Below are 25874 nucleotides of genomic sequence, written 5' to 3'. Positions count from 1 at the left end.
TCCTAATAGCTTCGCGTTAGGATATCGCTGACATTTAATTATTTGCCATTGCATTTCGTGGTTTATTGTAAAAATGCATTTTCCGGCTATTTATTTCATGAATAGAATTCTGTGCAGAGCATCACATTTGTTTTTCGACGCGCGACACCATCAGCGCGCGCATCCCTTGTGGTGGCTGTTTCGCCAGTCTCATACAAATAATCAATAATTACCGCCACTTTTGTTTTTATTTCCGCCGATTTATAGTAGCTGCGGATATAATTTGTCTTTTCCGAATCTGCTTTGCCGCACTCTTAGCGTGAGATTTATCACCTAAGGATGCAGGATATGAAACCGACTCTGATTGCAGTTAGTCTTTTCACGCTGTTCGCTTTTCAGGCCAGCGCAAACGACAGCGCCCCCAGCCCTTCTGCCTATACGAAAGAGCGCAATGCCGCCGTCTATAAAACGCTGGATTTCACCGACCAGCAGGGTATCGCTGACGCGAAACGCGGATTTATCGCCACGCTCACCACGCCGGTAATTAAAACCGACGGCGGCAAAACCGTAATGAATATTGACGGCTGGTCTTTCCTCAAGGGAGATGCCCCGGCAACGGTTAACCCTTCTTTATGGCGCCACGCCCAGCTCAACAATATTTCCGGGTTATTTAAAGTCACCGATAAAATGTATCAGGTGCGCGGGCTGGATATTTCCAACATGACCATTGTTGAAGGCGACAGCGGCATTATTATTATCGATCCGCTGGTGGCGACCGATACCGCCCGTGCGGCGCTTGAGCTTTATTATCAGCACCGTCCGAAAAAGCCCATTGTTGCCGTCATTTATACGCATAGCCATGTGGATCATTTCGGCGGCGTGAAGGGCGTCGTTTCCGAGAGCGACGTGAAGAGCGGCAAGGTGAAAATCTACGCGCCGGATGGATTCATGGAGGAAGCCACCAGCGAAAACCTGCTGGCGGGAAACGCGATGAGCCGCCGGGCGCTTTATATGTACGGCATGATGCTGAAACCCGGGCCAGAAGGCCACGTGGATAACGGCATGGGCAAATCGCTGGCAACCGGCAAAAACAGCTTAATCGCTCCGACGTATATCGTGAATAAATCCGGCGACCGGGTGAACATAGACGGTATTGATATAGAGTTCCTGCTGGTTCCCGGAACGGAGGCACCGTCCGAGATGATGATGTGGTTCCCGCAGTTCAACGTGCTGGACACCACGGAGCTGCTGAACCCCAGCATGCACAACCTCTATACCCTGCGGGGCGCCAAGGCGCGTAGCGCGGTGAACTGGTGGAAAGCGCTGGACAAAGCGCTCGTCACCTACGGCGATAAAGCGCAAATCACCATCAGCCAGCACCTCTGGCCTATGTGGGATAACGCCCGCATCAGGAAGTACATGGGCGACCAGCGCGACATGTATAAATACCTGAACGATCAGGTGCTTAATCTGATCAACAAGGGCTATACCATGGATGAGATCGCCGAGACCATCCGCCTGCCGGACAGCCTCGCGAAAAACTGGGCCAACCAGGGCTACTACGGCACGGTCAGCCACAATGCCAAAGGCATGTACATGTATTACATGGGCTGGTACGACAGTAACCCCGCTAACCTGAATCCTCTCCCCGAAAAAGAGGCCGCGCCTAAATATATTCACCTCATGGGCGGCGAGAAGCAGGTCTACCAGCAGGCGCAGCAGGCGGTGAACAGCGGAGACTATCGCTGGGCCGCACAGCTTCTTAACCATCTGATTTTCGCCAACCCGGAGAACAAGCAGGCTAAGGCGCTACAGGCGGACGTCTTCTCCCAGCTCGGCTGGCAGAGCGAGAACGCGCTCTGGCGCAATGAGTACCTGAGCGGCGCGAAAGAGCTGCGCGACGGCGTTCCGGTTATCCCGGCCGGGTCGACAATGGACAGCGATTTAACCGCCAGCATTGCCCCTGAAGCCCTGCTTGATTATATGGGCGTGGCGCTTAACGGGCCGAAGGCCAACGGCAAGCAGCTGCGCTTCAACTGGACGTTGCCTGACGGCGACAAGTGGGGGATCGCGCTTAACAACAGCGTCATCATGTACCACAAGGATCTCCCCTTCAGCGACCCTGATTTCAGCGTGAAGACCAGCGTGGCCGGGATGTCCCATTTGATAAACCACCAGCAGCCGCTGGACAAGAGTATCGCTGATGGCGAGCTCAGCGTCGACGGCAGCACCCAGAAGCTGAAGGAGCTGCTGGACCTGCTGGATACCTTCCCGCAGATGTTCAACATCGTCACCCCCTGACCCTTGCCCGCCCCTGCCCGCGCGGTCGGGGCGTTTATTGCAAAAACATAACGGGACAATGTTATGCAAAAATCTGAACGTCATCTCGTGGTGGCCATTATCGTTCTGATCGCAGGCCTGCTGCTGGTTTTGTTGCCGCTGTACGTGCGGGCCGATAACGCCCGCGACTGGCAAAACCTGCCGAAGGACACCAATCTCATCTTCGGCTATTACAACAATGTTCATACCAATACCTCGCTCGACGGAAACCTTCCCGCCGATGGCGCCAGCGTGGACGCGGACGTGTACGTTTTACGCTACGCGCATTCGTTCGATATCGACGGACGCGTTTCAGCGATACAGGTCATCCAGCCCTACGCCAGCATGACGGCCTCGCTGGATAATGCCAAATACCTTACCGGTTCGCTCAATCATGAAAATCTTGGCGATACCCAGGTGGTCTTTGCCCATAACCTGTTCGGCGGCCCGGCGCTCAGCGTGGAGGAATTTAAGCGCTGGCAGCCGGAGATGTTCCTGACGGGCGCGCTCTGGCTCACCCTTCCCACGGGAGACTATGACAGCGATAACGCGATCAACATCGGCGCGAACCGCTGGGCCTTTAAGCCCGAGCTGGCGTTCGGCGTGCCGCTCGGTCCGACCTGGCTGGAGCTCAACAGCTGGGTCAGTTTCTTCACCGACAATAACGACTACCAGCAAAACAGCCGTCTGGAACAGCGCCCGCTCTACACCCTCGAGGGCCACTGGAGCTATACCCTCTCGCCCGCGCTCTGGCTCTCGCTGGACTCCAGCTGGACGAAAGGCGGCGAAACCCGCGTTGACGGAACGTTGCAGGACGACGAACAGGAGAACGTGCTGCTTGGGGGCTCTCTGGGCTTCATGCTGAGCCCGCGTTTTGGGGGGATGATCGCCTACACCGACACCACGCATCAGCGGGATGGCTCGCCGGACGTCACCACCTGGTCATTCCGTCTGCAATATCTATGGTAAGGAGGACAACATGCGAAACCGTTTACTGTTACCCGGCCTGATGATGTTGATGCCGGCTCTCGGCCACGCCGCGGTAGAGGATGCCATTGAAAAAGCCACCAACCCGTTACACCTTTCAACCTCCGTTGCGCTTCAGGATTACTACACGCCTGAGCTTTACAACAGCGATCGGCATCTCAACGATACGCTCTTTCGCGCAACCGTTCCGTTAGCCGCTAACAGCTGGGTACCCGTGCCGCAGATCCTTCGCTTAACCGTTCCGATGGCAACCCGCCCACAGCCGCAGGGCTATAAGACCGGGCCTGGCGATATCAACGTGTTTGATATTTTCCTGCTCAAACAGGAGGGGGTAAAAATTGGCGTGGGGCCGCTCATCACCGCAGACTCCGCCAGCGACGACGCGCTGGGCAGCGGCAAATGGCAGGGCGGGCTCTCTGCCGTTGCGATCAAATCCACCCCCGGCTGGATGGCGGGCACGCTGGTGCAATGGCAGAAAAGCTTTGCCGGAGACGACGCGCGCGACGACGTAGAGACCGCGACGTTCCAGCCGATTTTCATCTATAAGTTTCAGGGCGGCTGGTACTTGCGCAGCTCGGGCATCTGGACCTGGGATCGGGAGTCGGATGATTATTACATTCCGGTTGGCATTGGCGGCGGGCGCGCCTGGGGAGTGGGAGGAAAAGTGGTCAGCGCCTTTGTCGAGCCGCAGTGGACGGTTGCGCACGACGGGGATAATCTGCCGAAATTCACCCTCTTTGCCGGTTTCAGCGTCGTCATGTAAAAAAAAGGCCGCTATTCAGCGGCCAACCATGTCGAAACGGACATTTTTATACTTTAACGCTCCCCATCCGGGGAGCAGAGAGGATTTACTTAATGATGGATTTCAGCGCTTCGCCGATATCCGCCAGGCTGCGAACGGTCTTCACGCCTGCGGCTTCCAGCGCGGCAAACTTCTCGTCCGCCGTACCTTTACCGCCAGCGATGATCGCGCCCGCGTGACCCATACGCTTGCCTTTCGGCGCGGTCACACCCGCGATGTAACCCACTACCGGCTTGGTGACGTGATCTTTGATGTAAGCCGCCGCTTCTTCTTCGGCGCTACCGCCGATCTCGCCGATCATTACGATCGCTTCGGTCTGCGGATCTTCCTGGAACAGCTTCAGGATGTCGATGAAGTTAGAGCCCGGGATCGGGTCACCGCCGATGCCTACACAGGTAGACTGGCCGAAACCGTAGTCGGTGGTCTGCTTAACCGCTTCATAGGTCAGGGTACCGGAACGGGACACGATGCCCACTTTACCCGGCTTGTGAATGTGGCCCGGCATGATGCCGATTTTGCATTCGCCCGGGGTGATCACGCCTGGGCAGTTCGGGCCGATCATGCGCACGCCCGCTTCATCCAGCTTCACCTTCACGGTCAGCATATCAAGCGTCGGGATACCTTCGGTAATGGTGATGATCAGTTTGATGCCTGCGTCGATCGCTTCCAGAATGGAGTCTTTGCAGAACGGCGCCGGAACGTAGATCACGGTCGCGGTTGCGCCGGTCGCTTCTACGGCTTCACGCACGGTGTTGAACACCGGCAGGCCCAGGTGCGTGGTGCCACCTTTACCTGGCGTTACGCCGCCAACCATCTGCGTGCCGTAGGCAATCGCCTGTTCGGAGTGGAAAGTCCCCTGGCTACCGGTGAAGCCCTGGCAGATAACCTTGGTATCTTTATTAATTAAAACGGACATTATTTCCCCTCCACTGCGGCAACAACCTGCTGAGCTGCATCCGTCAGACTTTTCGCTGCAATAATATTCAGGCCGCTGTCAGCCAGTTTTTTCGCGCCGAGTTCAGCGTTGTTTCCTTCCAGACGGACAACAACCGGAACGTTAACGCCCACTTCTTCTACCGCACCGATGATACCGTCGGCGATCAGGTCGCAACGGACGATACCGCCGAAGATGTTAACCAGAACGGCTTTAACGTTGCTGTCAGAGAGAATGATTTTGAACGCTTCGGTTACGCGCTCTTTGGTTGCGCCACCGCCCACGTCGAGGAAGTTCGCCGGCTCGCCGCCGTGCAGCTTAACGATGTCCATGGTGCCCATCGCCAGGCCTGCACCGTTAACCATGCAGCCGATGTTGCCATCCAGCGCCACGTAGTTCAGTTCCCACTGTGCAGCCTGCGCTTCACGCGGATCTTCCTGAGACTGGTCGCGCATTTCACGCAGATCGGACTGGCGGAACAGCGCGTTGCCGTCAGCGCCCAGCTTGCCGTCGAGGCAGATCAGGTCGCCCTGGGTGGTGATCACCAGCGGGTTGATCTCGATCAGCGCCAGATCGCGCTCCAGGAAGATAGTCGCCAGACCCATGAAGATCTTGGTGAACTGCTGAACCAGCTTACCTTCCAGACCCAGTTTGAACGCCAGCTCGCGCCCCTGGTAAGGCATTGGGCCCGCCAGCGGATCGATAGCCACTTTATGGATCAGGTGCGGGGTTTCTTCCGCCACTTTTTCAATTTCCACGCCGCCTTCGGTAGACGCCATGAACACCACGCGACGGGAGCTACGGTCTACGACTGCGCCCAGGTACAGCTCTTTCGCGATATCGGTCGCCGCTTCCACCAGGATCTGGTTAACCGGCTGGCCGTTCGCGTCTGTCTGGTAGGTTACCAGACGCTTGCCGAGCCAATGTTCAGCAAACGCACGGATCTCTTCTTTGCTCTTAACGACCTTCACACCGCCCGCTTTACCACGGCCACCAGCGTGAACCTGACATTTAACTACCCACGGGCCGGAACCGATTTTAGACGCGGCTTCTTCTGCTTCACGCGGGGTAGTACAGGCATAACCCACCGGAGCCGGTAAGCCATACCGGGCAAACAGCTGTTTGGCCTGATATTCATGTAAGTTCATGTGTTCTATCCATCCTTCAGGGTAATCGTTATCTTCAAACCTGTAGACCGGCGCGGTCTGTGCGCCGGCTGGCGCTACGCTTATCCGGCCTACAGGGCAGGTGATGCTAAATAGTCACTAGACGTCCAGCAGCAGACGTGTTGGATCTTCCAGCAGCTCTTTAATCGCGACCAGGAAGCCCACGGACTCGCGGCCATCGATCAGGCGGTGATCGTAAGAGAGTGCCAGGTACATCATCGGCAGGATCTCCACTTTACCGTCTACCGCCATCGGACGATCTTTAATGGCGTGCATACCCAGGATCGCGCTCTGCGGCGGGTTGATGATCGGGGTAGACATCAGCGAGCCGAATACGCCGCCGTTGGTAATGGTGAAGTTACCGCCGGTCAGGTCTTCTACGGTCAGCTTGCCGTCGCGGCCTTTCACGGCCAGCTCTTTGATTTTCTTCTCGATGTCAGCCATGCCCAGGGTATCCACATCACGCAGAACTGGCGTTACCAGGCCGCGCGGGGTAGAAACCGCCATGCTGACGTCGAAGTAGTTGTGGTAAACCACGTCATCGCCGTCGATAGACGCGTTCACTTCCGGGTAGCGTTTCAGCGCTTCAACCACCGCCTTCACGTAGAAGGACATGAAGCCCAGACGGATACCGTGACGTTTTTCAAACGCGTCACCGTACTGCTTGCGCAGGTCCATGATAGGTTTCATGTTGACTTCGTTGAAGGTGGTCAGCATCGCGGTGGAGTTTTTCGCTTCCAGCAGACGCTCGGCCACGCGCTTGCGCAGACGGGTCATCGGCACGCGTTTTTCGCTACGTGCGCCAAGCTGAGGTTGTGCCGCTGGCGCTGCCGCAGGCGCTTTGGCTTCGGCTTTCGCCTCAGAAGGCGCTTTAGCCAGATGCTTGTCGATGTCTTCACGCGTCAGACGACCGCCCACACCGGTGCCTTTGATGGCTGCCGGGTCAAGGCTGTGTTCAGCCAGCAGACGACGGATCGCCGGGCTGAGCGCGTCGTTGGTCTGCTCTTCGAGAGACGCCTGCTGGCGCTGGGCCGGGGTAGACGCTTTCTCTTCAGATTTAGCGCTGGACTCTTTACCTGCGCTATTGCCTTCACGCAGGCGACCCAGGATCTGACGAGAGGTGACGGTCGTACCTTCATCTTCCAGGACTGCATCCAGAATGCCATCCGCTGAAGCCGGTACTTCCAGTACCACTTTGTCAGTTTCGATTTCTACCAGCACTTCGTCGCGGGTTACCGCGTCGCCTGGTTTTTTGTGCCAGGTGGCGACGGTTGCATCTGCTACGGACTCAGGCAGGTCGGGAACAAGAATATCTACGCTACTCATTATGTATCCTTTAATTAATCGACGTTCAGCGCGTCATTGACCAGATCTTGTTGCTGCTTCTGGTGAACGGACATATACCCTACCGCCGGAGAGGCGGAGGCCGGGCGACCTGCATAACGCAGAGCAGACCCAAATGGAATCACTTCACGGAAATGATGCTGGCTGCAATACCATGCGCCCTGGTTAAGCGGCTCTTCCTGGCACCAGACAAAATCATGAACGTGAGCGTACTGTTTCAGCACTTCCTGCATCGCCTGATGCGGGAACGGATAAAGCTGTTCGATACGCACAATGGCGACATCTTTCTGATCGTTCTTACGGCGCTGTTCCAGCAGGTCGTAATAAACCTTACCAGAACACATTACGACACGCTTAACGGCCTGCGGATCCAGCTCGTCAATTTCACCGATGGCCGGCAGGAAGGTGCCGTTTGCCAGCTCTTCCAGGCTGGAGACCGCCAGCGGATGGCGCAGCAGTGATTTTGGTGACATGACCACCAGCGGACGGCGCATACCGCGCAGCGCCTGACGACGCAGCATGTGGTAGACCTGAGCCGGGGTGGACGGCACGCAAACCTGCATGTTCTGCTCAGCGCAGAGTTGCAGGTAACGCTCCAGACGCGCGGAGGAGTGCTCCGGTCCTTGTCCTTCGTAACCGTGCGGCAGCAGCATTACCAGGCCGCACATACGGCCCCACTTCTGCTCGCCGGAGGAGATGAACTGGTCGATAACGACCTGCGCGCCGTTGGCGAAGTCACCGAACTGCGCTTCCCAGATGGTCAGGGTGCGAGGTTCTGCGGTGGCATAGCCGTATTCAAAGGCCAGAACCGCTTCTTCTGACAGCACGGAGTCCCAGACCTTGAACTGGCCCTGACCGTTATGCACGTGCTGAAGCGGGGTATAGGTTGAACCGTTAGACTGATTGTGCACCACCGCGTGACGATGGAAGAAGGTGCCGCGGCCCGCATCTTCACCGGACAGGCGAACCGGAATGCCTTCGTCTACCAGCGTCGCATAAGCCAGCGTTTCCGCGCCGCCCCAGTCGAACAGCTTCTCGCCCGCCGCCATTGCCTGGCGGTCGCCGTAGATTTTGGCCACGCGAGACTGCATCTCGATCGCTTCCGGCACGGTGCTGATGCGTTTAGCCAGCTCCTGCAAACGCTTCATTTCGACCTTGTTCGGGTAGCTCTCATCCCACTCGTGGTTGAGGTACGGCGACCAGGTGAAGGAGTGCATGTTCATTGGGCGCAGCTCTTTCACTACGCATTCACCCGCATCCAGCGCGTCGCGGTAGAGGTTGACCATCTCGGTCGCATCTTCCAGCGTCGCCACTTTTTCGCTTTCCAGCTTGTCAGCGTAGATTTTACGCGGCGTCGGGTGTTTTTTGATTTTCTGGTACATCAGCGGCTGGGTTGCACTTGGCTCATCCGCTTCGTTGTGGCCGTGACGGCGGTAGCAGAAGAGGTCAATGAACACATCGCGCTTAAAGGTGTTACGGAAGTCCAGCGCCAGACGGGTAACGAAAGCAACGGCTTCCGGGTCATCCGCGTTAACGTGGAAGATGGGCGCCTGAACCATTTTACCGATGTCGGTGCAGTACGGGGTAGAACGCGCATCCAGCGGGTTAGAGGTGGTGAAGCCCACCTGGTTGTTGATCACGATGCGAACGGTACCGCCCACTTCATAACCACGCGCTTTCGACATGTTCAGGGTTTCCTGAACCACGCCCTGCCCTGTGACCGCCGCATCACCGTGAATGGTGATTGGCAGCACTTTATTGCTGCTCGGCTCGTCCAGACGATCCAGACGCGCGCGCACGGAACCGATAACCACCGGGCTGACGATTTCCAGGTGCGACGGGTTAAACGCCAGCGCCAGGTGAACCTGACCGCCCTCGGTTTCGATATCCGAAGAGAAGCCCATGTGGTACTTCACGTCACCGGTGCCGAGGTGCTCTTTGTGTTTACCCGCGAACTCGTCGAACAGATCCTGCGGTTTTTTACCCAGCACGTTCACCAGCACGTTGAGACGACCACGGTGCGCCATGCCCAGCACCACTTCGCGCGTGCCGCTCTTGCCGGCATGACGAATCAGCTCTTTCAGCATCGGGACTAACGCATCGCCGCCTTCCAGTGAGAAGCGTTTCGCGCCCGGGAATTTCGCGCCCAGATAACGCTCAAGGCCTTCCGCTGCGGTCAGTTCGTTCAGGAAACGTTTTTTCTCATCTGCTGAGAAATTCGCGTGGCCTGCCACGGATTCGATACGCTGCTGGATCCAGCGTTTCTCTTCGGTGGAGGTAATGTGCATATATTCCGCGCCGATGGAGCCGCAGTAGGTTTGCTTGAGCGCGTCAATCAGATCGCCCAGCTTCATCGTGTCTTTGCCGATAGCAAAAGAACCTACGTTAAAGCTTTCCTGGAAATCGGCCTCGGTCAGATCGTGATAGGCCGGATCGAGATCCGCCACACGTTCCTGCTGCCACAGTCCCAGCGGATCGAGATTCGCATGCTGGTGACCACGGAAGCGATAAGCGTTGATAAGTTGCAGGACTTTAACCTGCTTCGCATTGGTGTCAGGGTCGGAAATCGCAGAAGAGTAACGTGAGGCATCCTTCGCCAGACGACGGAAATAATCACGTGTTTTTGAATGGAATTGATCCGGTTTGACCCCTGTACCAGGCAACTGCTGGAACATGGAACGCCAGTTTGCGTCCACTGAGTCAGGATCGGTTAAGAAGTCTTCATAGAGCTGTTCTATCCAGCTCTGGTTTGAACCAGAGAGGTAAGAAGAGTCCAGCCAGGCTTTCATTGCGCCGTTCTGCATCGTGATCCCTTAAGCATTTTTATGCTTACTTTCGCCGTAGAAACTACCACGTACACACCGTGTACGTGCCGGGGTTCACCTGCGAGCTCTTTTCATTTGGCCCGCGAAGGAACCTTTAGAAACTGTCTAAACTTCAGGGCAGTTTTTAAAGGTTTCTGCAATCTGTCCGCTGGCGCTGCACTTACCGGGCCTACCGTCTCGTAGGCCGGATAAGCGCAGCGCCATCCGGCGTTGTTACTTACGCACTGCGTTGCAACAGCATCGACTTAATATGGCCGATGGCGCGCGTCGGGTTCAGGCCCTTAGGACACACACTGACGCAGTTCATGATGCTATGGCAGCGGAATACGCTGAAAGCGTCACTTAATCCTTCCAGACGGTTCTCGGTTTCGGTATCGCGGCTGTCGATCAGGAAGCGATAGGCAGCCAGCAGACCCGCAGGGCCGATAAATTTGTCCGGGTTCCACCAGAATGACGGACACGACGTTGAACAACATGCACAGAGAATACACTCGTACAATCCATCGAGTTTTTCACGCTGCTCAGGAGACTGTAAATGCTCACGAGCGGGTGGATTTTGCCCATTATTCAATAAGTAAGGCTTAATCTTCTCATATTGTGCATAGAATTGTCCCATGTCCACCACCAAATCACGCACGACCGGCAGGCCAGGCAGAGGACGGATAACAATTTTCTGGCCAGGACGGTTTAGCGCTGAAATTGGCGTAATGCAGGCCAGGCCGTTTTTGCCGTTCATGTTCACACCGTCAGAGCCACATACCCCTTCACGGCAGGAGCGGCGGAACGACAGCGTAGGATCTTGTTCTTTCAGCTGGATCAAGGCATCCAGCAGCATCATGTCACGACCTTCTTCCGCTTCGAGGGTGTAATCCTGCATACGCGGAGCATCGTCTACATCCGGGTTATAACGATAAACTGAGAATTCGAGTTTCATTATCCTGTCTCCGCATTAGTAAGTACGAATCTTCGGCGGGAACGCCGGACGCAGTTTCGGTTCCATGTTAACGCTACGGCGCGTCATGGTTTCCGACTCTGGCAGATACAGGGAATGGCACAGCCAGTTTTCGTCATCACGATCCGGGAAGTCGAAGCGGCTATGGGCGCCACGGCTTTCGGTACGGAAGTTTGCCGACATCGCGGTCGCGAAGGCGGTTTCCATCAGGTTATCCAGCTCCAGGCATTCGACGCGCTGGGTGTTGAACTCGCTGGAGGTGTCGTCCAGACGGGCATTCTTCAGACGCTCGCGAATCGCTTTCAGCTGCTCAAGCCCTTTGGCCATTGCGTCACCTTCACGGAATACCGAGAAGTTGTGCTGCATACATTCCTGCAACGCCTTACGGATTTCCACCGGATCTTCGCCGTTACGGTTGCCGTTCCAGCGGTTGAGGCGTTCGAGAGAGGCGTCGATTTCGTCGTCGGTTGCATCACGCAGTGCGCCCTGCTCGGCGATGGACTCCTGAAGATGCAGACCCACCGCACGACCAAATACCACCAGGTCCAGCAGGGAGTTGCCGCCCAGACGGTTTGCGCCGTGAACGGATACGCAGGCAATTTCGCCTACCGCGAACAGGCCAGGAATGACCACGTCTTCGCCCTGCTCGTTCACGGTCAGCGCCTGACCAGTCACTTTGGTCGGGATACCGCCCATCATGTAGTGGCAGGTTGGGATAACCGGAATTGGCTCTTTCACCGGATCGACGTGGGCGAAGGTGCGGGACAGCTCCAGGATGCCCGGCAGACGGGATTCCAGCACCTCTTTACCCAGATGGTCGAGCTTCAGCTTCGCGTGTGGACCCCATGGGCCGTCACAGCCGCGGCCTTCACGGATTTCGATCATGATTGAACGCGCCACCACGTCGCGACCCGCCAGGTCTTTCGCGTTTGGCGCATAACGCTCCATGAAGCGCTCGCCGTGTTTGTTCAGCAGGTAGCCACCTTCACCGCGGCAGCCTTCCGTGACCAGCACGCCCGCGCCGGCAATACCGGTTGGGTGGAACTGCCACATCTCCATGTCCTGCACCGGCACGCCGGCGCGAATAGCCATACCGACGCCGTCACCGGTGTTGATGTGGGCGTTAGTGGTGGACTGATAAATACGGCCTGCGCCGCCGGTCGCCAGCACGGTCGCGCGGGCTTTGAAGTAAACCACTTCACCGGTTTCGATGCACAGTGCGGTACACCCCACCACGGCGCCATCGGCGTTTTTCACCAGATCCAGCGCATACCACTCGGAGAAGATGGTGGTATGGTTTTTCAGGTTCTGCTGGTACAGCGTGTGCAGCAGCGCGTGACCGGTACGGTCAGCCGCCGCCGCGGTGCGTGCCGCCTGCTCGCCGCCGAAGTTTTTCGACTGGCCGCCAAACGGACGCTGATAGATGGTACCATTTTCCAGACGGGAGAACGGCAGCCCCATATGGTCCAGCTCCAGAATCGCTTCCGGGCCGGTTTTACACATATATTCGATGGCATCCTGGTCGCCGATGTAATCGGAACCTTTTACCGTGTCGTACATGTGCCATTCCCAGTTATCTTCATGGGAGTTACCCAGCGCTACGGTGATACCGCCCTGCGCAGACACAGTGTGGGAACGGGTCGGGAATACTTTAGAGAGCAGCGCACAGGTCTGGCCGCTCTGGGAAATTTGCAGTGCGGCGCGCATACCTGCGCCACCCGCACCAATCACAACAGCATCAAATTCTCTGACTGGCAGTTTCATTACACACCCCACACCACAACAAATCCATAAATGACGTAAACCAGCAGAGCAACAACAATAATCAGTTGCAGCGGAAGGCGAATCGCCAGCGGTTTAACGTAATCGGTCAACACCTGCCACATGCCAATCCAGGCATGAATAAGGATGGAGAACAGGGCCAGCAGGGTGAACACTTTGGTGAAGGCCGATCCGAAGAAACCACTCCAGATTTCCCACGTCAGCGTCCCGCTGGTCGCGAAGAAACCGATCATATAGATGATGTAAAGCGTGAGGACGATGGCGGTAGCGCGGACCAGAATGAAGTCATGTACGCCGTTGCGTCCTAATGCGGAGGCGTTGCTTACCATACGAGAACTCCTGCGAGAAGTGAAAGCACGACAGTGATCACAAATGAAATGTTCGCGGTACGTTTCCCGGCCTCGAACGTCTCTTCCAGATAGCCAAAGTCCATCAGCATGTGGCGTACGCCGCCAACAACGTGATAGGCCAGCGCGGTCAGAATGCCCCACATGATAAATTTCACGAAGAAGCTGTTCATGATGGCCGAGGCCTGGAGGAATCCTTCAGGAGAGGAGAGGCTGGTTCCCAGTAACCACAACAAAATACCGACCGCCACAAACGTAATCACACCAGAAACGCGGTGCAGAATGGACGCTATTGCTGTTACAGGGAATCGGATCGTTTTCAGATCCAGATTGACAGGTCTTTGTTTTTTCACATTTCTTATCATGAATAACGCCCACATGCTGTTCTTATTGTTTCCTTCCTCCGGACTGCGATGCGGGTCAGACAGCGTTCCTTTTCTATAACTGCGCGTCATGCAAAACATTGCTTCCAAATGCTAAAACGACACGTTACAACGCTGGGTGGCTCGGGATTGCAGGGTGTTCCGGAGACCTGGCGGCAGTATAGGCCGTTCACAAAATCATTACAATTAACCTACATACAGTTTGTTGGGTTTTCTCTGGAACAGTGATCGGGGTCACGATAACAACATCTTTTTAAATTTTAATCATCTGATTTGACAAATGTTAAACAATATTGTTACAAACGTCATCAGAAAAGGCATATAATGCGCAAAAGTTATGAGGTCTATCTTTCACCTGACAAATAGTTATGTAACAGTGTGATGGTATTGACCGAAGTTATCAGGACAGTTATTAGTGATATACAGGTTTGAATAATTCGGACTGCAAAAACGCTGATTTGCTGTTGTTTCACTGATATTTCATTCGTTTACCTGCAAGGCGCCATAGCTCTGTACCCTGGTTTCTCCTCGTGAGCTGAGCGGTAAGCCAAATAACAATCTGGTAACGGTGATTAACAGCTGAAGGCAAATCCGGTGAAAAGCAGTCTTAAGCATAAGGCGCTAAGGAGACCGTAAATGGCTGATACAAAGGCAAAACTCACCCTAAATGGTGATGATGCTATTGAACTGGATGTGCTAAAAGGCACGCTCGGTCAGGATGTTATTGATATCCGTACGCTGGGTTCCAAAGGGGTATTCACCTTTGACCCTGGATTCACCTCCACCGCATCTTGCGAATCCAAAATCACCTACATTGACGGTGACGAAGGTATCCTGCTCCATCGCGGCTTCCCCATCGATCAGTTAGCCACCGAATCCAATTATCTGGAAGTGTGCTACATCCTGCTGAACGGCGAAAAACCGACGCAGGCGCAGTACGATGAATTCAAAACCACCGTGACCCGTCACACCATGATCCATGAGCAGATTACCCGTCTGTTCCATGCGTTCCGTCGTGACTCTCACCCGATGGCGGTCATGTGCGGTATCACCGGTGCGCTGGCGGCGTTCTACCACGATTCTCTGGACGTGAATAACCCACGTCATCGTGATATCGCGGCGTTCCGTCTGCTCTCCAAAATGCCTACGATGGCGGCGATGTGTTACAAATACTCCATCGGCCAGCCGTTTGTGTATCCGCGTAACGACCTCTCCTACGCCGGCAACTTCCTGCGCATGATGTTCTCCACGCCGTGCGAAGAGTATGAAGTGAACCCGGTGCTGGAACGCGCGATGGACCGTATTCTGATCCTGCACGCTGACCACGAGCAAAACGCGTCAACGTCTACCGTTCGTACCGCAGGCTCTTCAGGCGCAAACCCGTTCGCCTGTATCGCTGCGGGTATCGCCTCCCTCTGGGGACCGGCGCACGGCGGCGCGAACGAAGCGGCGCTGAAGATGCTGGAAGAGATCAGCTCTGTGGAGCACATTCCAGAGTTCGTACGTCGTGCGAAAGACAAGAATGACTCCTTCCGTCTGATGGGCTTCGGTCACCGTGTTTACAAAAACTACGACCCGCGCGCGACCGTTATGCGTGAGACCTGCCACGAAGTGCTGAAAGAGCTGGGCACCAAAGACGATCTGCTGGAAGTGGCGATGGAGCTGGAACACATCGCACTGAACGACCCGTACTTCATCGAGAAGAAACTCTACCCGAACGTCGATTTCTACTCTGGCATTATTCTGAAAGCGATGGGCATTCCGTCTTCCATGTTCACCGTGATCTTCGCCATGGCGCGTACCGTGGGCTGGATTGCGCACTGGAACGAAATGCACAGCGAAGGCATGAAAATCGCCCGTCCTCGTCAGCTGTACACCGGCTACGAGCAGCGTGATTTTAAGTCTGATATTAAGCGCTAAAAAACATGCCCGGCGGCGCTTCGCTTGCCGGGCCTACAAGTGCGAGATGTAGGCCGGGTAAGGCGTAGCCGCCACCCGGCTTTTTTACATCTGGCACCGGGGACACCAGTAAAACGGTCTGGAAGAGATCGTAGCCTTCTCAATCACTCCGCCGCACCGCTCGCACTTTTTCCCCGCCCGATGGAACACCTTAAAGCGGAACAGCGCCCCGTGATGCTTGTTTTCATCTACGATGCCGCGCGTATTGTACGACAGCCGCGGAATGTCCAGCAGCGCGTGCGACAGCGCCTCCAGCTTTTCATCGCTCAGCTGCGACGCCTTGCGCTGCGGCGCCAGCCCCACTTCCCAGAGGATCTCCACCCGCAGGTAGTTTCCCAGCCCGGCAAGAAACGCCTGATCGAGCAACAGCCCGGAAAACTGGCGGTTGCGGAACTGGGGAGACAATAGCCGGGCTTTAACATCGCTCGCCGTCAGGCGCATGTCCAGCACGTCCGGCCCGACGCGCTGTAAGAACGGATGCGTCAACAGCTGCTCCGGCGTTAACATTTCGATATCAGAGGCGCTGTAGAGCAGGAGCGCCTTATCCGCCGTTTGTAACCGGACGCGCAGCACGCGCGTCGTTTGCGGCTGCTCGTCCGCCTCCACCACGCGCCAGACGCCGTAAAGCTGATTATGGCTATATAACGTCAGGTTATGGGAAAAGTGCGTGAGCAACGCTTTACCGCGCGTTTCAATGTGGGTCACCGTCTGTCCCACCAGCGCTGTTTCAAACGGTTTTAGTTGAGGAAAGGCAAACCAGACATCGGTCAGAGGTTTACCCTTTATCGCCGCCTCCAGGCTATCCGCCGCGCGGCGGATCTCCGGACCTTCAGGCATGTTATTGTCCTTTTATCATCAATCTGCGCTGACGAGAATGCCCTCTTCAGAGAACGCCGCCCGCAGGCGTCGCGCAAACTGGAGCGCATGCTCCCCGTCGCCGTGTAAACACACCGTATCGGCCTGAACATTTGCGGATGTTCCATCCACGGCGGTCACCCGCCCGGCGCGCACCATCTCCAGCGTCTGCGCCAGCGCTTTATTTTCGTCGGTAATCAGCGCACCGGCCTGCGTGCGCGGCACCAGGCTGCCGTCCGGCATGTATCCCCGATCGGCAAAGACTTCCTGCCGCGTCGACAGCCCCAGCCGCTCTCCGGCATGAATAAGCTCGCTACCCGCCAGGCCAACCAGAATCAGCTGCGGATTGCAGTCCCGCACCGCGCGGGCTATCGCCTCCGCCAGCGCCGGATCTTTCGCTGCCTGGTTATAGAGCATGCCGTGCGGCTTGACGTGACGCAGCACGCCATGCTCAGCGCGCACTATCGCCTCCAGCGCGCCGATCTGGTAGAGCACCTGAGCGTAGACCGTCTCTGGCGGAAGATCCATCGCCGTGCGGCCAAAGTTCTCCCGGTCGGGAAAGCTGGGATGAGCGCCAATCGCCACGCCGTTTTTCATAGCATTGCGTACGCTTTCCAGCATGGTCTGCGCATCGCCGGCATGAAAACCGCAGGCGATGTTGACCGAGGAGACCAGCGTCATCAGCGCCGCATCGGCGCCGCTGCCCTCCCCCAGATCGGCGTTTAAATCAATCTTTAACATCGAGCCTCCACGCCAGCTGTTCGAGATAGCGCTGCCGATCCTGCCGGGCCTTCAGCGCCTCCTCCAGCGTACATTGCACAAAATGAATCGGCTGACCGAGAGGGATTTGCGCCAGATGGTAGCGATCCGCTTCGATAATGCAGGCAATACGCGGATAGCCGCCGGTAGCTTGCGCGTCGTTCATCAGTACGATGGGCTGCCCGTTGCCCGGCACCTGGATCACCCCCGGCAGCAGCCCGTGGGACAGCAGCTCCCGGTCAGTCGTACGGGTCAGCGGCTGGCCCTGAAGCCGGTAACCCATGCGGTTACTCTGCGGGCTGATCTTCCACGGCGAGCGCCAGAAAGACTCTTTTGAGGCTTCATCAAACTCCTGATATTCCGGTCCCGGCAAGGCGCGGATCACATTCCCCCACAGCAGCTGCTTCACGCCCTGCGTGGTGGTGAAATGGCGCGCTGAGGGCTTAATCGCCAGACGATCGCCGTCGCGCAGCAGCCGTCCCTCATGGCCGCCCATTGCCGCTTTCTGGTCAGTGCTGGATGAGCCCAACACCTCCGGCACGTCGATGCCCCCCGCCACGGCAAGATAGCTGCGCACGCCGTGCAGAGGACGTTTAAGCGTCAGACGCTGCCCGGCTTTCGCCCGCAATCGCCAGCCTGTCCACACCGCTTTGCCGTCCAGCGTTGCGTCACAGCCCGCGCCGGTTAAGGCAAACCAGGTTTCCTCACCAAACTCAATAACGCACTGACCCAGCGTAATTTCTAACGCCGCCGTGCTGCCTGGGTTGCCTACCAGCAGGTTGGCAATCTCCAGCGAAGGACGATCGAGCGCGCCGCAGTAGCTCACGCCGGACTGACGCAGGCCAAAACGGCCGGCATCCTGTACCGAGGTGTAAAGCCCTGCACGAATAAGCGTTAACATACCCCCTCCTTCTGCGGGATAAAGCGCAGGGTGTCACCGGGACGCAGGAGTATGGGCGCGTCATGGCCGGGTTCGAATAACGGCGTGGACGTGTGCCCGATAAGCTGCCAGCCGCCCGGCGAAGCGAGCGGGTAAATTCCCGTTTGTTCGCCACCAATCGCCACGCTGCCCGCCGGTACGCTCAGGCGCGGCTCAGCCCGGCGCGGGGTGTGCAGCTGGGGCGATAACCCGCCAAGATAGGGGAAGCCCGGCTGGAAACCTAAAAACCAGACAACATAGTCGACTGAGCTGTGCAGCTCGACGACCTGCTTTTCCGTTAATCCACAATGTTCCGCCACCACGCCAAGGTCAGGGCCACCTTTGCCGCCATAGACAACCGGGATCTCAATCGCCCGCGATTCCGGCTCCAGCGCCTCGCTCTCCTCCCACCAGCGTTGCAGACGCTCAATGGCATCCAGCGCCCCGGTGTGCGGATCGCGTAGCACCACGGTGATATTATTCATACCCGGAATAGCTTCAACCACGCCGGGTAGCTCGGGCAGTCGCTGAGCCAGGCGCCAGATACGCTTTTGCGTGGCAAGCGTCACCGGAGGCTCAAGCTCCAGAACTACCGCGGTTTCACCCAGAAGATAACAACGCGCTCGCTGCACTTAACTACCTCTCATCAGGCCGGATTAGGGATATCAATAAACGTCACATCCAGATCGGTATTTTCCGTCAGCCACTCGCTGAGGGCGCGGATGCCGCCGCGCTCGGTGGCATGATGGCCTGCCGCGTAAAAATGCAGGCCTTGTTCACGCGCGGAATGAATGGTCTGCTCGGAGACTTCGCCGGTAATAAACGCATCGACACCGAAGCGTGCCGCACTGTCAATAAAGCCCTGACCGCCGCCGGTGCACCATGCCACGCGCTTCACGGTGTCAGGCCCGGTGTCGCCGCACCACAGCGGACGACGCCCCAGGCGCGCTTCGATCCACGAGGCCAGCTCCAGCCCCGGTACCGGCATCGACAGCTCGCCCCACGGCACCAGGGGTTCAATTTCCCCCATCACGGTAATCCCCAACAGCTGCGCAAGCTGGACGTTATTACCCAGTTCAGGATGCGCGTCGAGCGGCAGGTGATACCCGTACAGGTTAATGTCATTCGCCAGCAGCGTTTTGAGGCGGTTGCGCTTCATGCCGCGAATAATCGGCGATTCGTTTTTCCAGAAGTAACCGTGATGGACAATCACCGCATCGGCTTCCTGACGCACCGCCTCATCCAGCAGCGCCTGGCTTGCCGTCACGCCGGTGATAATTTTTTGCACCGTGTCGCGTCCCTCTACCTGCAAGCCATTCGGGCCGTAGTCGCTGAACGAGGCGGTGTTAAGTTTTTCGTTAATCAGGCGTTCCAGTTCACTGTTTTTCATCATCACTCTCTCAAGCTTTTCGGGCGGCTTCGTACGCCGCCAGCGTGGCGACGCGCGCCTGTTTATGGTCGACAATCGGACGGGGATAGTTAAGGGTAACGCGCTGTTTATCCGCCCATGTCCAGGGTTCATGAATGGCTTTGGCGGGGACATCCTTAAGCTCAGGTAGCCAGCGACGGATAAACTCGCCGTCAGCATCAAATCGTTGTCCCTGCGTGGTCGGATTAAAGATCCGAAAATAGGGAGCCGCATCCGTTCCGGTGGAGGCCGCCCACTGCCAGCCGCCGTTATTCGCCGCCAGATCGCCATCGATCAGCTGAGACATAAAATAACGCTCTCCGGTTCGCCAGTCGATAAGCAGATCCTTCACCAGGAAGCTGGCGGTAATCATTCGCAGACGGTTATGCATCCACCCGGTTTCGTTGAGCTGCCGCATAGCCGCATCAACAATCGGGAAGCCGGTGAGTCCACACTGCCATGCCTGAAGCAGCTTATCATCCGACTGCCACTGTACCTGTTCGGTCCAACGAATGAAGGGGCGATGTTTACATAAATCAGGATGATACGTCATCAGGTGACGGTAAAACTCACGCCAGATCAGTTCGTTCAGCCACACAGCGCCCGCCCCCCCGTCAAGCGCCTGAGGCTGTTCCGCCAGCAGCCGATGCAAACACTGGCGCGGAGAGAGCACGCCCAGCGCTAAACAGGCCGACAGGCGGCTGGTGCCTTCAATCGCTGGAAAATCCCGACGCGCCTCATATTCCGCCGCCCCCTGCTTGCAGAACTGACGCAACTGGGCAATAGCCGCTTTCTCGCTGGCAGGGAATAACGCTTCATCGAACGACTGCTGAGGATAATTCACTGTGATTTCAGGCAGATCCGTTATCGTATCCCCTCTCACGGCTGGCGCGGGAACGCACTCGGGTAGCCCCTCTTTCAGGCGCTTGATAAACGCATTTTTAAACGGCGTGAAAACTTTATACATCTCGTGATTGCCGGTCATCACGCTGCCCGGCGCGAGCATCACGCTGTCATCAAAGCCTTCACAAACCACGTCCGTAAGGGTTTTCTCCAGCTGACGGTCGCGCTGCTGCTCGTTAAATTCGTACTGGTAGTTGTAAAAAAGACGCGTTACCGCGTGCTGCTTACAGATTGCCTGCACCGTCTGAAGCTGTGCGGCAAAATCGTTCACCTCTTCATAGATAAGCGGGATGCCTTTTTCCGCCAGAGAATGTTGCAGGTCATTCAGATACGCGCTGAGCAAAGCCGCTTGCCGGGGCGCCATATCATGCTGCTGCCACTGCTCTGGCGTGGCGATAAACAGGGCCAGCACATTCGCGTCTTTGGCGCGGCAGGCCGCCGCGAGAGCGATGTTGTCGTGAATGCGTAAATCCGCGCGAAACCAAACCAGATGGGTGGGCATAAAACTCCTGGCAATTGTCCATTATGTCCGTAAGGGCATGCCGTAAAAGGAAAAAGGCACGCATTGAACTACTTTGCCATGAAGTGTAGACGGGATGAAATAAAAAAGGCCGCCCGAGGCGGCCTTACAGACTGCTAACAAAGTGCTTGTTGTGCGTTTCGCCCGGCGGCGCTACGCTTGCACGGGCCTACAGTGAAACATGCAATGCATTGATATCTTTGCACTGTGTAGGCCGGGTAAGCGCAGCGTCACCCGGCAAGTGGGAGGGCTAAATAGATGCCTGTAACCTCTGACGAGGGCCTGAAGCCCCCAACGGACCGCGAATCCCGAGGGACAAAAAAAACCGCCACATTGTCGTTGGCGGTTTTTTTATGGCTACGATGTCGCGTCGTATCAGTAGAAATCGCAGGTTGCTTTCTCGGCCTGATCCATCCACACCGGCTTTTCGCTGGTTTTCGCCCAGACGCGGTGCAGGTAGCTGTAAAAACGTGCGCGATCTTTCCAGAACAGCATCACCGGCAGGGCCAGCACGCCAGCCACTACGGCGAAAGTACGACGCATGAACACGATATGAGCCGGATACTCTTTATAAAGATCCATATTTTCTCCCCTATAGTTGGCCGGAAACGTCATCCGGAAAATTCGAAATTTGTGAGCTGGATAAAATAATATCGCTTTGCGTGTAATTTTACTACTCATCCGACCACTTATTTTCATCCATTTAGTGAATATTTACACTCACGCCGTAATTAAGTTACAAAAAAGTTAACCATTTACTTATCAATAGTTAAATTGTGGACTTTCCATTTTTATACTTTTTTTACACCCCTCCCCCCGATTTTTGCGAAATCTTTGCGCCGTAAATCCTACCGTTAGCACCATTACAAATGTCACCCGGAGGTGGAGTGTGAGTGCAGGTCTGATTGCCGGCATCGTGCTGGTGTTCCTGTTAATGGCTTATCTGATTTATGCCCTGATTAATGCGGAGGCATTCTGATGGCTGCTCAGGCGTTTTTGCTTATTGCCAGCTTTTTACTGGTGCTGTTTGTGCTCTCCAGGCCGCTGGGAACCGCGCTGGCGCGGCTGATCGGCAACGCGCCATTGCCGGGCACGAGAACGATTGAAAATGTGCTCTGGCGCGTTTCAGGTATAAACGTTCAGGAAATGAACTGGCGTCAGTATCTGATGGCGATACTGCTGCTGAATATCGTGGGGCTTATTGCCCTTTTTGCGATGCTCATGCTCCAGGGGAGCCTGCCGTTGAACCCGCAACGGCTACCGGGTTTATCCTGGCACCTGGCGCTGAACACGGCGGTCAGCTTTGTGACCAACACTAACTGGCAGTCTTACGCCGGTGAAACGACGCTCAGCTACTTCAGCCAGATGGCCGGGTTAACCGTGCAAAACTTTCTGTCTGCGGCCAGCGGTATCGCGGTGATCTTCGCCCTGACCCGCGCGTTTGCCCGCCAGAATGTCAGCACGCTCGGCAACGCCTGGGTTGATGTCACGCGCATTACCCTTTGGATCCTGGTTCCTGTTGCGCTGCTTATTGCCCTGTTCTTTATTCAGCAAGGCACCCTGCAAAACCTGCTGCCTTATACCCCTTACACCTCGCTTGAAGGAACCGGGGGACTTCTGCCGATGGGGCCGGTGGCATCGCAGGAAGCGATCAAGATGCTGGGCACCAACGGCGGCGGCTTCTTCAACGCCAACTCATCACATCCGTTTGAAAACCCAACGGCACTGACCAATTTTGTGCAGATGCTGGCGATCTTCCTGATCCCCACCGCGCTCTGTTTCGCCTTTGGTGATGTGGTTAACGATCGCCGCCAGGGCCGCACGCTGCTGTGGGCGATGACGCTCATCTTCGTGGTCTGCGTAGCCCTGGTGATGTGGGCCGAATGGAACGGCAACAGCCACTTCATGCAGCTGGGGGCCAACAGCAATATTAACCTGGAAGGCAAAGAGAGCCGCTTCGGCGTTCTTGCCAGCAGCCATTATGCGGTGGTCACCACGGCGGCCTCCTGCGGGGCGGTGAACGCCATGCACGACTCTTTCACCGCGCTCGGCGGCATGATTCCGATGTGGCTGATGCAGATTGGCGAAGTGGTCTTCGGTGGGGTCGGCTCGGGGCTGTACGGCATGCTGCTGTTCGTTCTGCTGGCGGTGTTTATCGCCGGGCTGATGATTGGCCGCACGCCGGAGTATCTCGGTAAAAAAATCGACGTTCGCGAGATGAAGTTAACCGCGCTGGCGATCCTGGTCTCCCCCGCCCTTGTGCTGCTCGGCACCGCCCTGGCGCTGATGACCGAAGCTGGCCGCAGCGGCATCTTTAACCCGGGCATCCACGGCTTTAGCGAAGTGCTGTATGCCGTGTCGTCCGCCGCCAACAACAACGGCAGCGCCTTTGCCGGGCTAAGCGCCAACTCGCCATTCTGGAACTGTCTGCTGGCGTTCTGCATGTTCGTTGGGCGTTTCGGCGTGATTATTCCCGTCATGGCAATCGCTGGAGCACTGGTGAATAAGAAAATCCAGCCGACCACCGCCGGTACGTTACCGACCCACGGCGCGCTGTTCGTCGGCCTGCTGATTGGCACCGTCCTGCTGGTGGGCGCCCTGACCTTTATCCCCGCCCTCGCGTTAGGCCCGGTTGCGGAAACTCTCTCTTTACGCTGATTTTGCGGAGAATTTGTCATGAGTCGTAAACAACTGGCCCTGCTCGAACCGTCCTTAGTTCGTCAGGCCCTCATGGATGCGGTAAAAAAACTGAGCCCTCGCGTGCAGTGGCACAACCCGGTGATGTTTATCGTCTGGATGGGGAGCTTACTCACCACCGCGCTGGCGATTGCCATGGGAACGGGCCACCTGGCGGGCAATGCAGCCTTTACCGGCGCCATCAGCCTGTGGCTGTGGTTTACCGTGCTGTTCGCCAACTTCGCCGAAGCGCTGGCGGAAGGCCGCAGTAAAGCACAGGCTAACAGCCTGAAAGGGGTAAAAAAGACCGCCTTTGCGCGCAAATTACGTGAACCGAAATATGGCGCGGAGATGGATCACGTGCCGGCGGATGAACTGCGTAAAGGTGACGTGGTGCTGGTGGAAGCCGGCGACATCATCCCCTGCGACGGGGAGGTCATTGAAGGCGGCGCATCGGTGGACGAAAGCGCCATCACCGGGGAATCCGCCCCGGTGATCCGCGAGTCCGGCGGCGACTTCGCCTCCGTAACGGGCGGGACCCGCATTCTTTCCGACTGGCTGGTGATCCAGTGCAGCGTTAACCCGGGCGAAACTTTCCTCGACCGGATGATCGCTATGGTCGAAGGCGCACAGCGTCGTAAAACGCCGAACGAAATTGCCCTGACCATTCTGCTGGTGGCGCTTACCCTCGTCTTCCTGCTGGCAACGGCGACCCTGTGGCCGTTCTCCGCCTACGGCGGTACGGCGGTCAGCGTTACCGTGCTGGTGGCCCTGCTGGTATGCCTTATCCCCACGACGATCGGCGGCCTGCTTTCCGCAATTGGCGTGGCGGGGATGAGCCGCATGCTGGGCGCGAACGTTATCGCCACCAGCGGACGCGCCGTGGAAGCGGCGGGCGACGTAGACGTGCTGCTGCTGGATAAAACCGGGACCATCACCCTGGGGAATCGTCAGGCATCTGAATTTTTACCCGCCCCCGGCGTGGATGAAAAAACGCTGGCCGACGCGGCGCAACTCTCCTCTCTGGCCGATGAAACGCCGGAAGGCCGCAGCATTGTGATCCTGGCCAAGCAGCGCTTCAACCTGCGCCAGCGCGACGTGCAGAGCCTGCACGCCACCTTCGTGCCGTTCACCGCGCAAACCCGGATGAGTGGGATCAACATTCAGGACCGGATGATCCGTAAAGGGTCCGTTGACGCCATTCGTCGTCATATTGAGGCAAACAATGGCCACTTCCCGCCTGAGGTGGACAAGCTGGTTGAAAACGTGGCGCGTCAGGGGGCGACACCTCTGGTGGTGGCGGAAGGAGCAAGCGTGCTGGGCGTGATAGCCCTGAAGGATATCGTTAAAGGCGGTATCAAGGAGCGTTTCGCCCAGATGCGCAAGATGGGCATCAAAACGGTGATGATCACCGGGGATAACCGCCTCACCGCGGCCGCCATTGCCGCCGAAGCGGGCGTGGATGATTTCCTTTCCGAAGCGACGCCGGAAGCCAAGCTGGCACTCATTCGCCAGTATCAGGCGGAAGGCCGTCTGGTGGCGATGACGGGCGACGGCACTAACGATGCCCCGGCGCTGGCGCAGGCCGACGTGGCGGTGGCGATGAACTCCGGTACGCAGGCAGCAAAAGAGGCGGGCAACATGGTCGACCTCGATTCGAACCCGACCAAGCTGATTGAAGTGGTGCACATCGGCAAACAGATGCTGATGACGCGCGGCTCGCTGACCACATTCAGCATCGCCAACGACGTGGCGAAGTATTTCGCCATTATCCCGGCAGCGTTTGCGGCGACCTATCCGCAGCTGAACGCCCTGAACGTGATGCACCTGCACTCCCCGGCGTCGGCCATCATGAGCGCGGTGATTTTCAACGCCCTGATCATTGTCTTCCTCATCCCGCTGGCGCTGAAAGGGGTGAGCTATAAGCCGCTGACGGCCGCCGCCATGCTGCGCCGCAACCTGTGGATTTACGGCCTGGGTGGGCTGGTGGTGCCCTTTATCGGGATCAAGGTTATCGACGTGCTGTTAACGCTGTTTGGGCTGGTTTAAAGGTGA

At 56.9% G+C, this 25874-nt stretch carries 22 protein-coding genes; 7 read left to right on the top strand and 15 right to left on the bottom strand.

Annotated elements, in window-relative coordinates; all coding sequences use genetic code 11:
• Positions 1-327: 327 nt before the first annotated feature.
• The 3 genes from E0L16_RS01950 to E0L16_RS01940 all read left to right on the top strand — a co-directional run bounded on the left by E0L16_RS01950 (position 328) and on the right by E0L16_RS01940 (position 4048).
• The gene (locus tag E0L16_RS01950) at positions 328-2280 is read left to right on the top strand and encodes an alkyl/aryl-sulfatase (protein ID WP_131636191.1); all 1953 of its coding nucleotides are present in this window, start codon (positions 328-330) and stop codon (positions 2278-2280) included.
• Between the two features lie 63 nt (positions 2281-2343).
• The gene (locus tag E0L16_RS01945; protein ID WP_131636190.1) at positions 2344-3267 is read left to right on the top strand and encodes a transporter; all 924 of its coding nucleotides are present in this window, start codon (positions 2344-2346) and stop codon (positions 3265-3267) included.
• Positions 3268-3277: 10 nt separating this feature from the next.
• Positions 3278-4048: a hypothetical protein gene (locus tag E0L16_RS01940; protein WP_107534937.1), complete on the top strand. Its 771-nt coding sequence runs from the start codon at positions 3278-3280 to the stop codon at positions 4046-4048.
• An 85-nt stretch (positions 4049-4133) separates the two neighbouring features.
• Here E0L16_RS01940 and sucD read toward each other — a convergent pair whose 3' ends face one another.
• The 8 genes from sucD to sdhC all read right to left on the bottom strand — a co-directional run bounded on the left by sucD (position 4134) and on the right by sdhC (position 13817).
• The gene (gene sucD / locus E0L16_RS01935) at positions 4134-5003 is read right to left on the bottom strand and encodes a succinate--CoA ligase subunit alpha (protein ID WP_006809578.1); all 870 of its coding nucleotides are present in this window, start codon (positions 5001-5003) and stop codon (positions 4134-4136) included.
• Complete coding sequence (gene sucC, locus E0L16_RS01930; protein WP_017384968.1) at positions 5003-6169, bottom strand: ADP-forming succinate--CoA ligase subunit beta; 1167 nt, start codon at positions 6167-6169, stop codon at positions 5003-5005. Before sucC ends, sucD begins: the two co-directional genes overlap by 1 nt.
• Positions 6170-6286: 117 nt before the next feature.
• Complete coding sequence (gene odhB / locus E0L16_RS01925; RefSeq protein WP_112792596.1) at positions 6287-7513, bottom strand: 2-oxoglutarate dehydrogenase complex dihydrolipoyllysine-residue succinyltransferase; 1227 nt, start codon at positions 7511-7513, stop codon at positions 6287-6289.
• A gap of 14 nt (positions 7514-7527) precedes the next feature.
• Positions 7528-10335, bottom strand: a complete 2808-nt coding sequence (gene sucA / locus E0L16_RS01920) for a 2-oxoglutarate dehydrogenase E1 component (protein ID WP_063449342.1) — start codon at positions 10333-10335, stop codon at positions 7528-7530.
• A 238-nt stretch (positions 10336-10573) separates the two neighbouring features.
• Positions 10574-11290: a succinate dehydrogenase iron-sulfur subunit SdhB gene (sdhB, locus tag E0L16_RS01915; protein ID WP_063866112.1), complete on the bottom strand. Its 717-nt coding sequence runs from the start codon at positions 11288-11290 to the stop codon at positions 10574-10576.
• 15 nt (positions 11291-11305) lie between these two features.
• Positions 11306-13072, bottom strand: a complete 1767-nt coding sequence (sdhA, locus tag E0L16_RS01910) for a succinate dehydrogenase flavoprotein subunit (RefSeq protein ID WP_003858619.1) — start codon at positions 13070-13072, stop codon at positions 11306-11308.
• On the bottom strand, positions 13072-13419 hold the full coding sequence (gene sdhD, locus E0L16_RS01905; RefSeq protein WP_003858621.1) for a succinate dehydrogenase membrane anchor subunit: 348 nt from the start codon (positions 13417-13419) through the stop codon (positions 13072-13074). The genes sdhA and sdhD overlap by 1 nt, the downstream gene beginning before the upstream one ends.
• Entirely contained in the window at positions 13413-13817 is a 405-nt protein-coding gene (sdhC, locus tag E0L16_RS01900) for a succinate dehydrogenase cytochrome b556 subunit (RefSeq protein ID WP_026080740.1), read from the bottom strand. The genes sdhD and sdhC overlap by 7 nt, the downstream gene beginning before the upstream one ends.
• A 639-nt stretch (positions 13818-14456) precedes the next feature.
• Between sdhC and E0L16_RS01895 the strand changes: the two genes are divergently transcribed.
• Entirely contained in the window at positions 14457-15740 is a 1284-nt protein-coding gene (locus E0L16_RS01895; RefSeq protein WP_006809584.1) for a citrate synthase, read from the top strand.
• Positions 15741-15824: 84 nt separating this feature from the next.
• On the opposite strand, the gene nei is transcribed toward E0L16_RS01895, so the two are convergent.
• The 7 genes from nei to E0L16_RS01860 all read right to left on the bottom strand — a co-directional run bounded on the left by nei (position 15825) and on the right by E0L16_RS01860 (position 21725).
• Positions 15825-16616 carry an endonuclease VIII gene (nei, locus tag E0L16_RS01890; protein WP_131636189.1) on the bottom strand — a complete coding sequence of 264 codons (792 nt, stop codon included), beginning with the start codon at positions 16614-16616 and terminating at the stop codon, positions 15825-15827.
• Positions 16617-16634: 18 nt separating this feature from the next.
• The gene (gene pxpA / locus E0L16_RS01885; protein ID WP_131636188.1) at positions 16635-17375 is read right to left on the bottom strand and encodes a 5-oxoprolinase subunit PxpA; all 741 of its coding nucleotides are present in this window, start codon (positions 17373-17375) and stop codon (positions 16635-16637) included.
• Positions 17362-18294, bottom strand: a complete 933-nt coding sequence (gene pxpC / locus E0L16_RS01880; RefSeq protein WP_131636187.1) for a 5-oxoprolinase subunit PxpC — start codon at positions 18292-18294, stop codon at positions 17362-17364. Before pxpC ends, pxpA begins: the two co-directional genes overlap by 14 nt.
• Entirely contained in the window at positions 18288-18944 is a 657-nt protein-coding gene (gene pxpB / locus E0L16_RS01875; RefSeq protein WP_102750583.1) for a 5-oxoprolinase subunit PxpB, read from the bottom strand. The genes pxpC and pxpB overlap by 7 nt, the downstream gene beginning before the upstream one ends.
• Positions 18945-18958: 14 nt before the next feature.
• Positions 18959-19702, bottom strand: coding sequence for a type 2 GTP cyclohydrolase I (locus tag E0L16_RS01870; RefSeq protein ID WP_064910841.1), 744 nt, complete (start codon positions 19700-19702; stop codon positions 18959-18961).
• Positions 19703-19712: 10 nt separating this feature from the next.
• The gene (phrB, locus tag E0L16_RS01865; RefSeq protein WP_131636186.1) at positions 19713-21125 is read right to left on the bottom strand and encodes a deoxyribodipyrimidine photo-lyase; all 1413 of its coding nucleotides are present in this window, start codon (positions 21123-21125) and stop codon (positions 19713-19715) included.
• Positions 21126-21518: 393 nt separating this feature from the next.
• Entirely contained in the window at positions 21519-21725 is a 207-nt protein-coding gene (locus E0L16_RS01860; protein WP_014069366.1) for a YbfA family protein, read from the bottom strand.
• 307 nt (positions 21726-22032) lie between these two features.
• On the opposite strand from E0L16_RS01860, the gene kdpF reads away from it, so the two are divergent.
• The 3 genes from kdpF to kdpB are packed head-to-tail and all read left to right on the top strand — an operon-like array spanning position 22033 to position 25868.
• Positions 22033-22122: a K(+)-transporting ATPase subunit F gene (gene kdpF, locus E0L16_RS01855; RefSeq protein ID WP_080473261.1), complete on the top strand. Its 90-nt coding sequence runs from the start codon at positions 22033-22035 to the stop codon at positions 22120-22122.
• On the top strand, positions 22122-23801 hold the full coding sequence (gene kdpA, locus E0L16_RS01850) for a potassium-transporting ATPase subunit KdpA (RefSeq protein ID WP_131636185.1): 1680 nt from the start codon (positions 22122-22124) through the stop codon (positions 23799-23801). Before kdpF ends, kdpA begins: the two co-directional genes overlap by 1 nt.
• A gap of 18 nt (positions 23802-23819) precedes the next feature.
• Positions 23820-25868: a potassium-transporting ATPase subunit KdpB gene (gene kdpB, locus E0L16_RS01845; protein WP_131636184.1), complete on the top strand. Its 2049-nt coding sequence runs from the start codon at positions 23820-23822 to the stop codon at positions 25866-25868.
• Positions 25869-25874 lie beyond the last annotated feature (6 nt).

Source organism: Enterobacter quasihormaechei (assembly GCF_004331385.1).
GTDB lineage: Bacteria > Pseudomonadota > Gammaproteobacteria > Enterobacterales > Enterobacteriaceae > Enterobacter > Enterobacter quasihormaechei.
The sequence above is the reverse complement of the archived record's forward strand: the minus strand, read 5'-3'. Positions and strand labels throughout refer to the sequence as shown.

What these genes read in the sequence shown, in the direction of transcription:
- E0L16_RS01895 (WP_006809584.1), top strand. Translation starts at nt 14,457, where the DNA reads ATGGCTGATACAAAGGCAAAACTCACCCTAAATGGTGATGATGCTATT.
- kdpB (WP_131636184.1), top strand. Translation starts at nt 23,820, where the DNA reads ATGAGTCGTAAACAACTGGCCCTGCTCGAACCGTCCTTAGTTCGTCAG.
- pxpC (WP_131636187.1), bottom strand. Translation starts at nt 18,294, where the DNA reads ATGTTAACGCTTATTCGTGCAGGGCTTTACACCTCGGTACAGGATGCC.
- sdhA (WP_003858619.1), bottom strand. Translation starts at nt 13,072, where the DNA reads ATGAAACTGCCAGTCAGAGAATTTGATGCTGTTGTGATTGGTGCGGGT.
- E0L16_RS01950 (WP_131636191.1), top strand. Translation starts at nt 328, where the DNA reads ATGAAACCGACTCTGATTGCAGTTAGTCTTTTCACGCTGTTCGCTTTT.
- kdpA (WP_131636185.1), top strand. Translation starts at nt 22,122, where the DNA reads ATGGCTGCTCAGGCGTTTTTGCTTATTGCCAGCTTTTTACTGGTGCTG.
- E0L16_RS01860 (WP_014069366.1), bottom strand. Translation starts at nt 21,725, where the DNA reads ATGGATCTTTATAAAGAGTATCCGGCTCATATCGTGTTCATGCGTCGT.
- pxpA (WP_131636188.1), bottom strand. Translation starts at nt 17,375, where the DNA reads ATGTTAAAGATTGATTTAAACGCCGATCTGGGGGAGGGCAGCGGCGCC.
- sdhB (WP_063866112.1), bottom strand. Translation starts at nt 11,290, where the DNA reads ATGAAACTCGAATTCTCAGTTTATCGTTATAACCCGGATGTAGACGAT.
- odhB (WP_112792596.1), bottom strand. Translation starts at nt 7,513, where the DNA reads ATGAGTAGCGTAGATATTCTTGTTCCCGACCTGCCTGAGTCCGTAGCA.
- nei (WP_131636189.1), bottom strand. Translation starts at nt 16,616, where the DNA reads ATGCCTGAAGGTCCGGAGATCCGCCGCGCGGCGGATAGCCTGGAGGCG.
- sucA (WP_063449342.1), bottom strand. Translation starts at nt 10,335, where the DNA reads ATGCAGAACGGCGCAATGAAAGCCTGGCTGGACTCTTCTTACCTCTCT.
- E0L16_RS01870 (WP_064910841.1), bottom strand. Translation starts at nt 19,702, where the DNA reads ATGAAAAACAGTGAACTGGAACGCCTGATTAACGAAAAACTTAACACC.
- sucC (WP_017384968.1), bottom strand. Translation starts at nt 6,169, where the DNA reads ATGAACTTACATGAATATCAGGCCAAACAGCTGTTTGCCCGGTATGGC.
- sdhC (WP_026080740.1), bottom strand. Translation starts at nt 13,817, where the DNA reads ATGTGGGCGTTATTCATGATAAGAAATGTGAAAAAACAAAGACCTGTC.
- sucD (WP_006809578.1), bottom strand. Translation starts at nt 5,003, where the DNA reads ATGTCCGTTTTAATTAATAAAGATACCAAGGTTATCTGCCAGGGCTTC.
- phrB (WP_131636186.1), bottom strand. Translation starts at nt 21,125, where the DNA reads ATGCCCACCCATCTGGTTTGGTTTCGCGCGGATTTACGCATTCACGAC.
- sdhD (WP_003858621.1), bottom strand. Translation starts at nt 13,419, where the DNA reads ATGGTAAGCAACGCCTCCGCATTAGGACGCAACGGCGTACATGACTTC.
- E0L16_RS01945 (WP_131636190.1), top strand. Translation starts at nt 2,344, where the DNA reads ATGCAAAAATCTGAACGTCATCTCGTGGTGGCCATTATCGTTCTGATC.
- E0L16_RS01940 (WP_107534937.1), top strand. Translation starts at nt 3,278, where the DNA reads ATGCGAAACCGTTTACTGTTACCCGGCCTGATGATGTTGATGCCGGCT.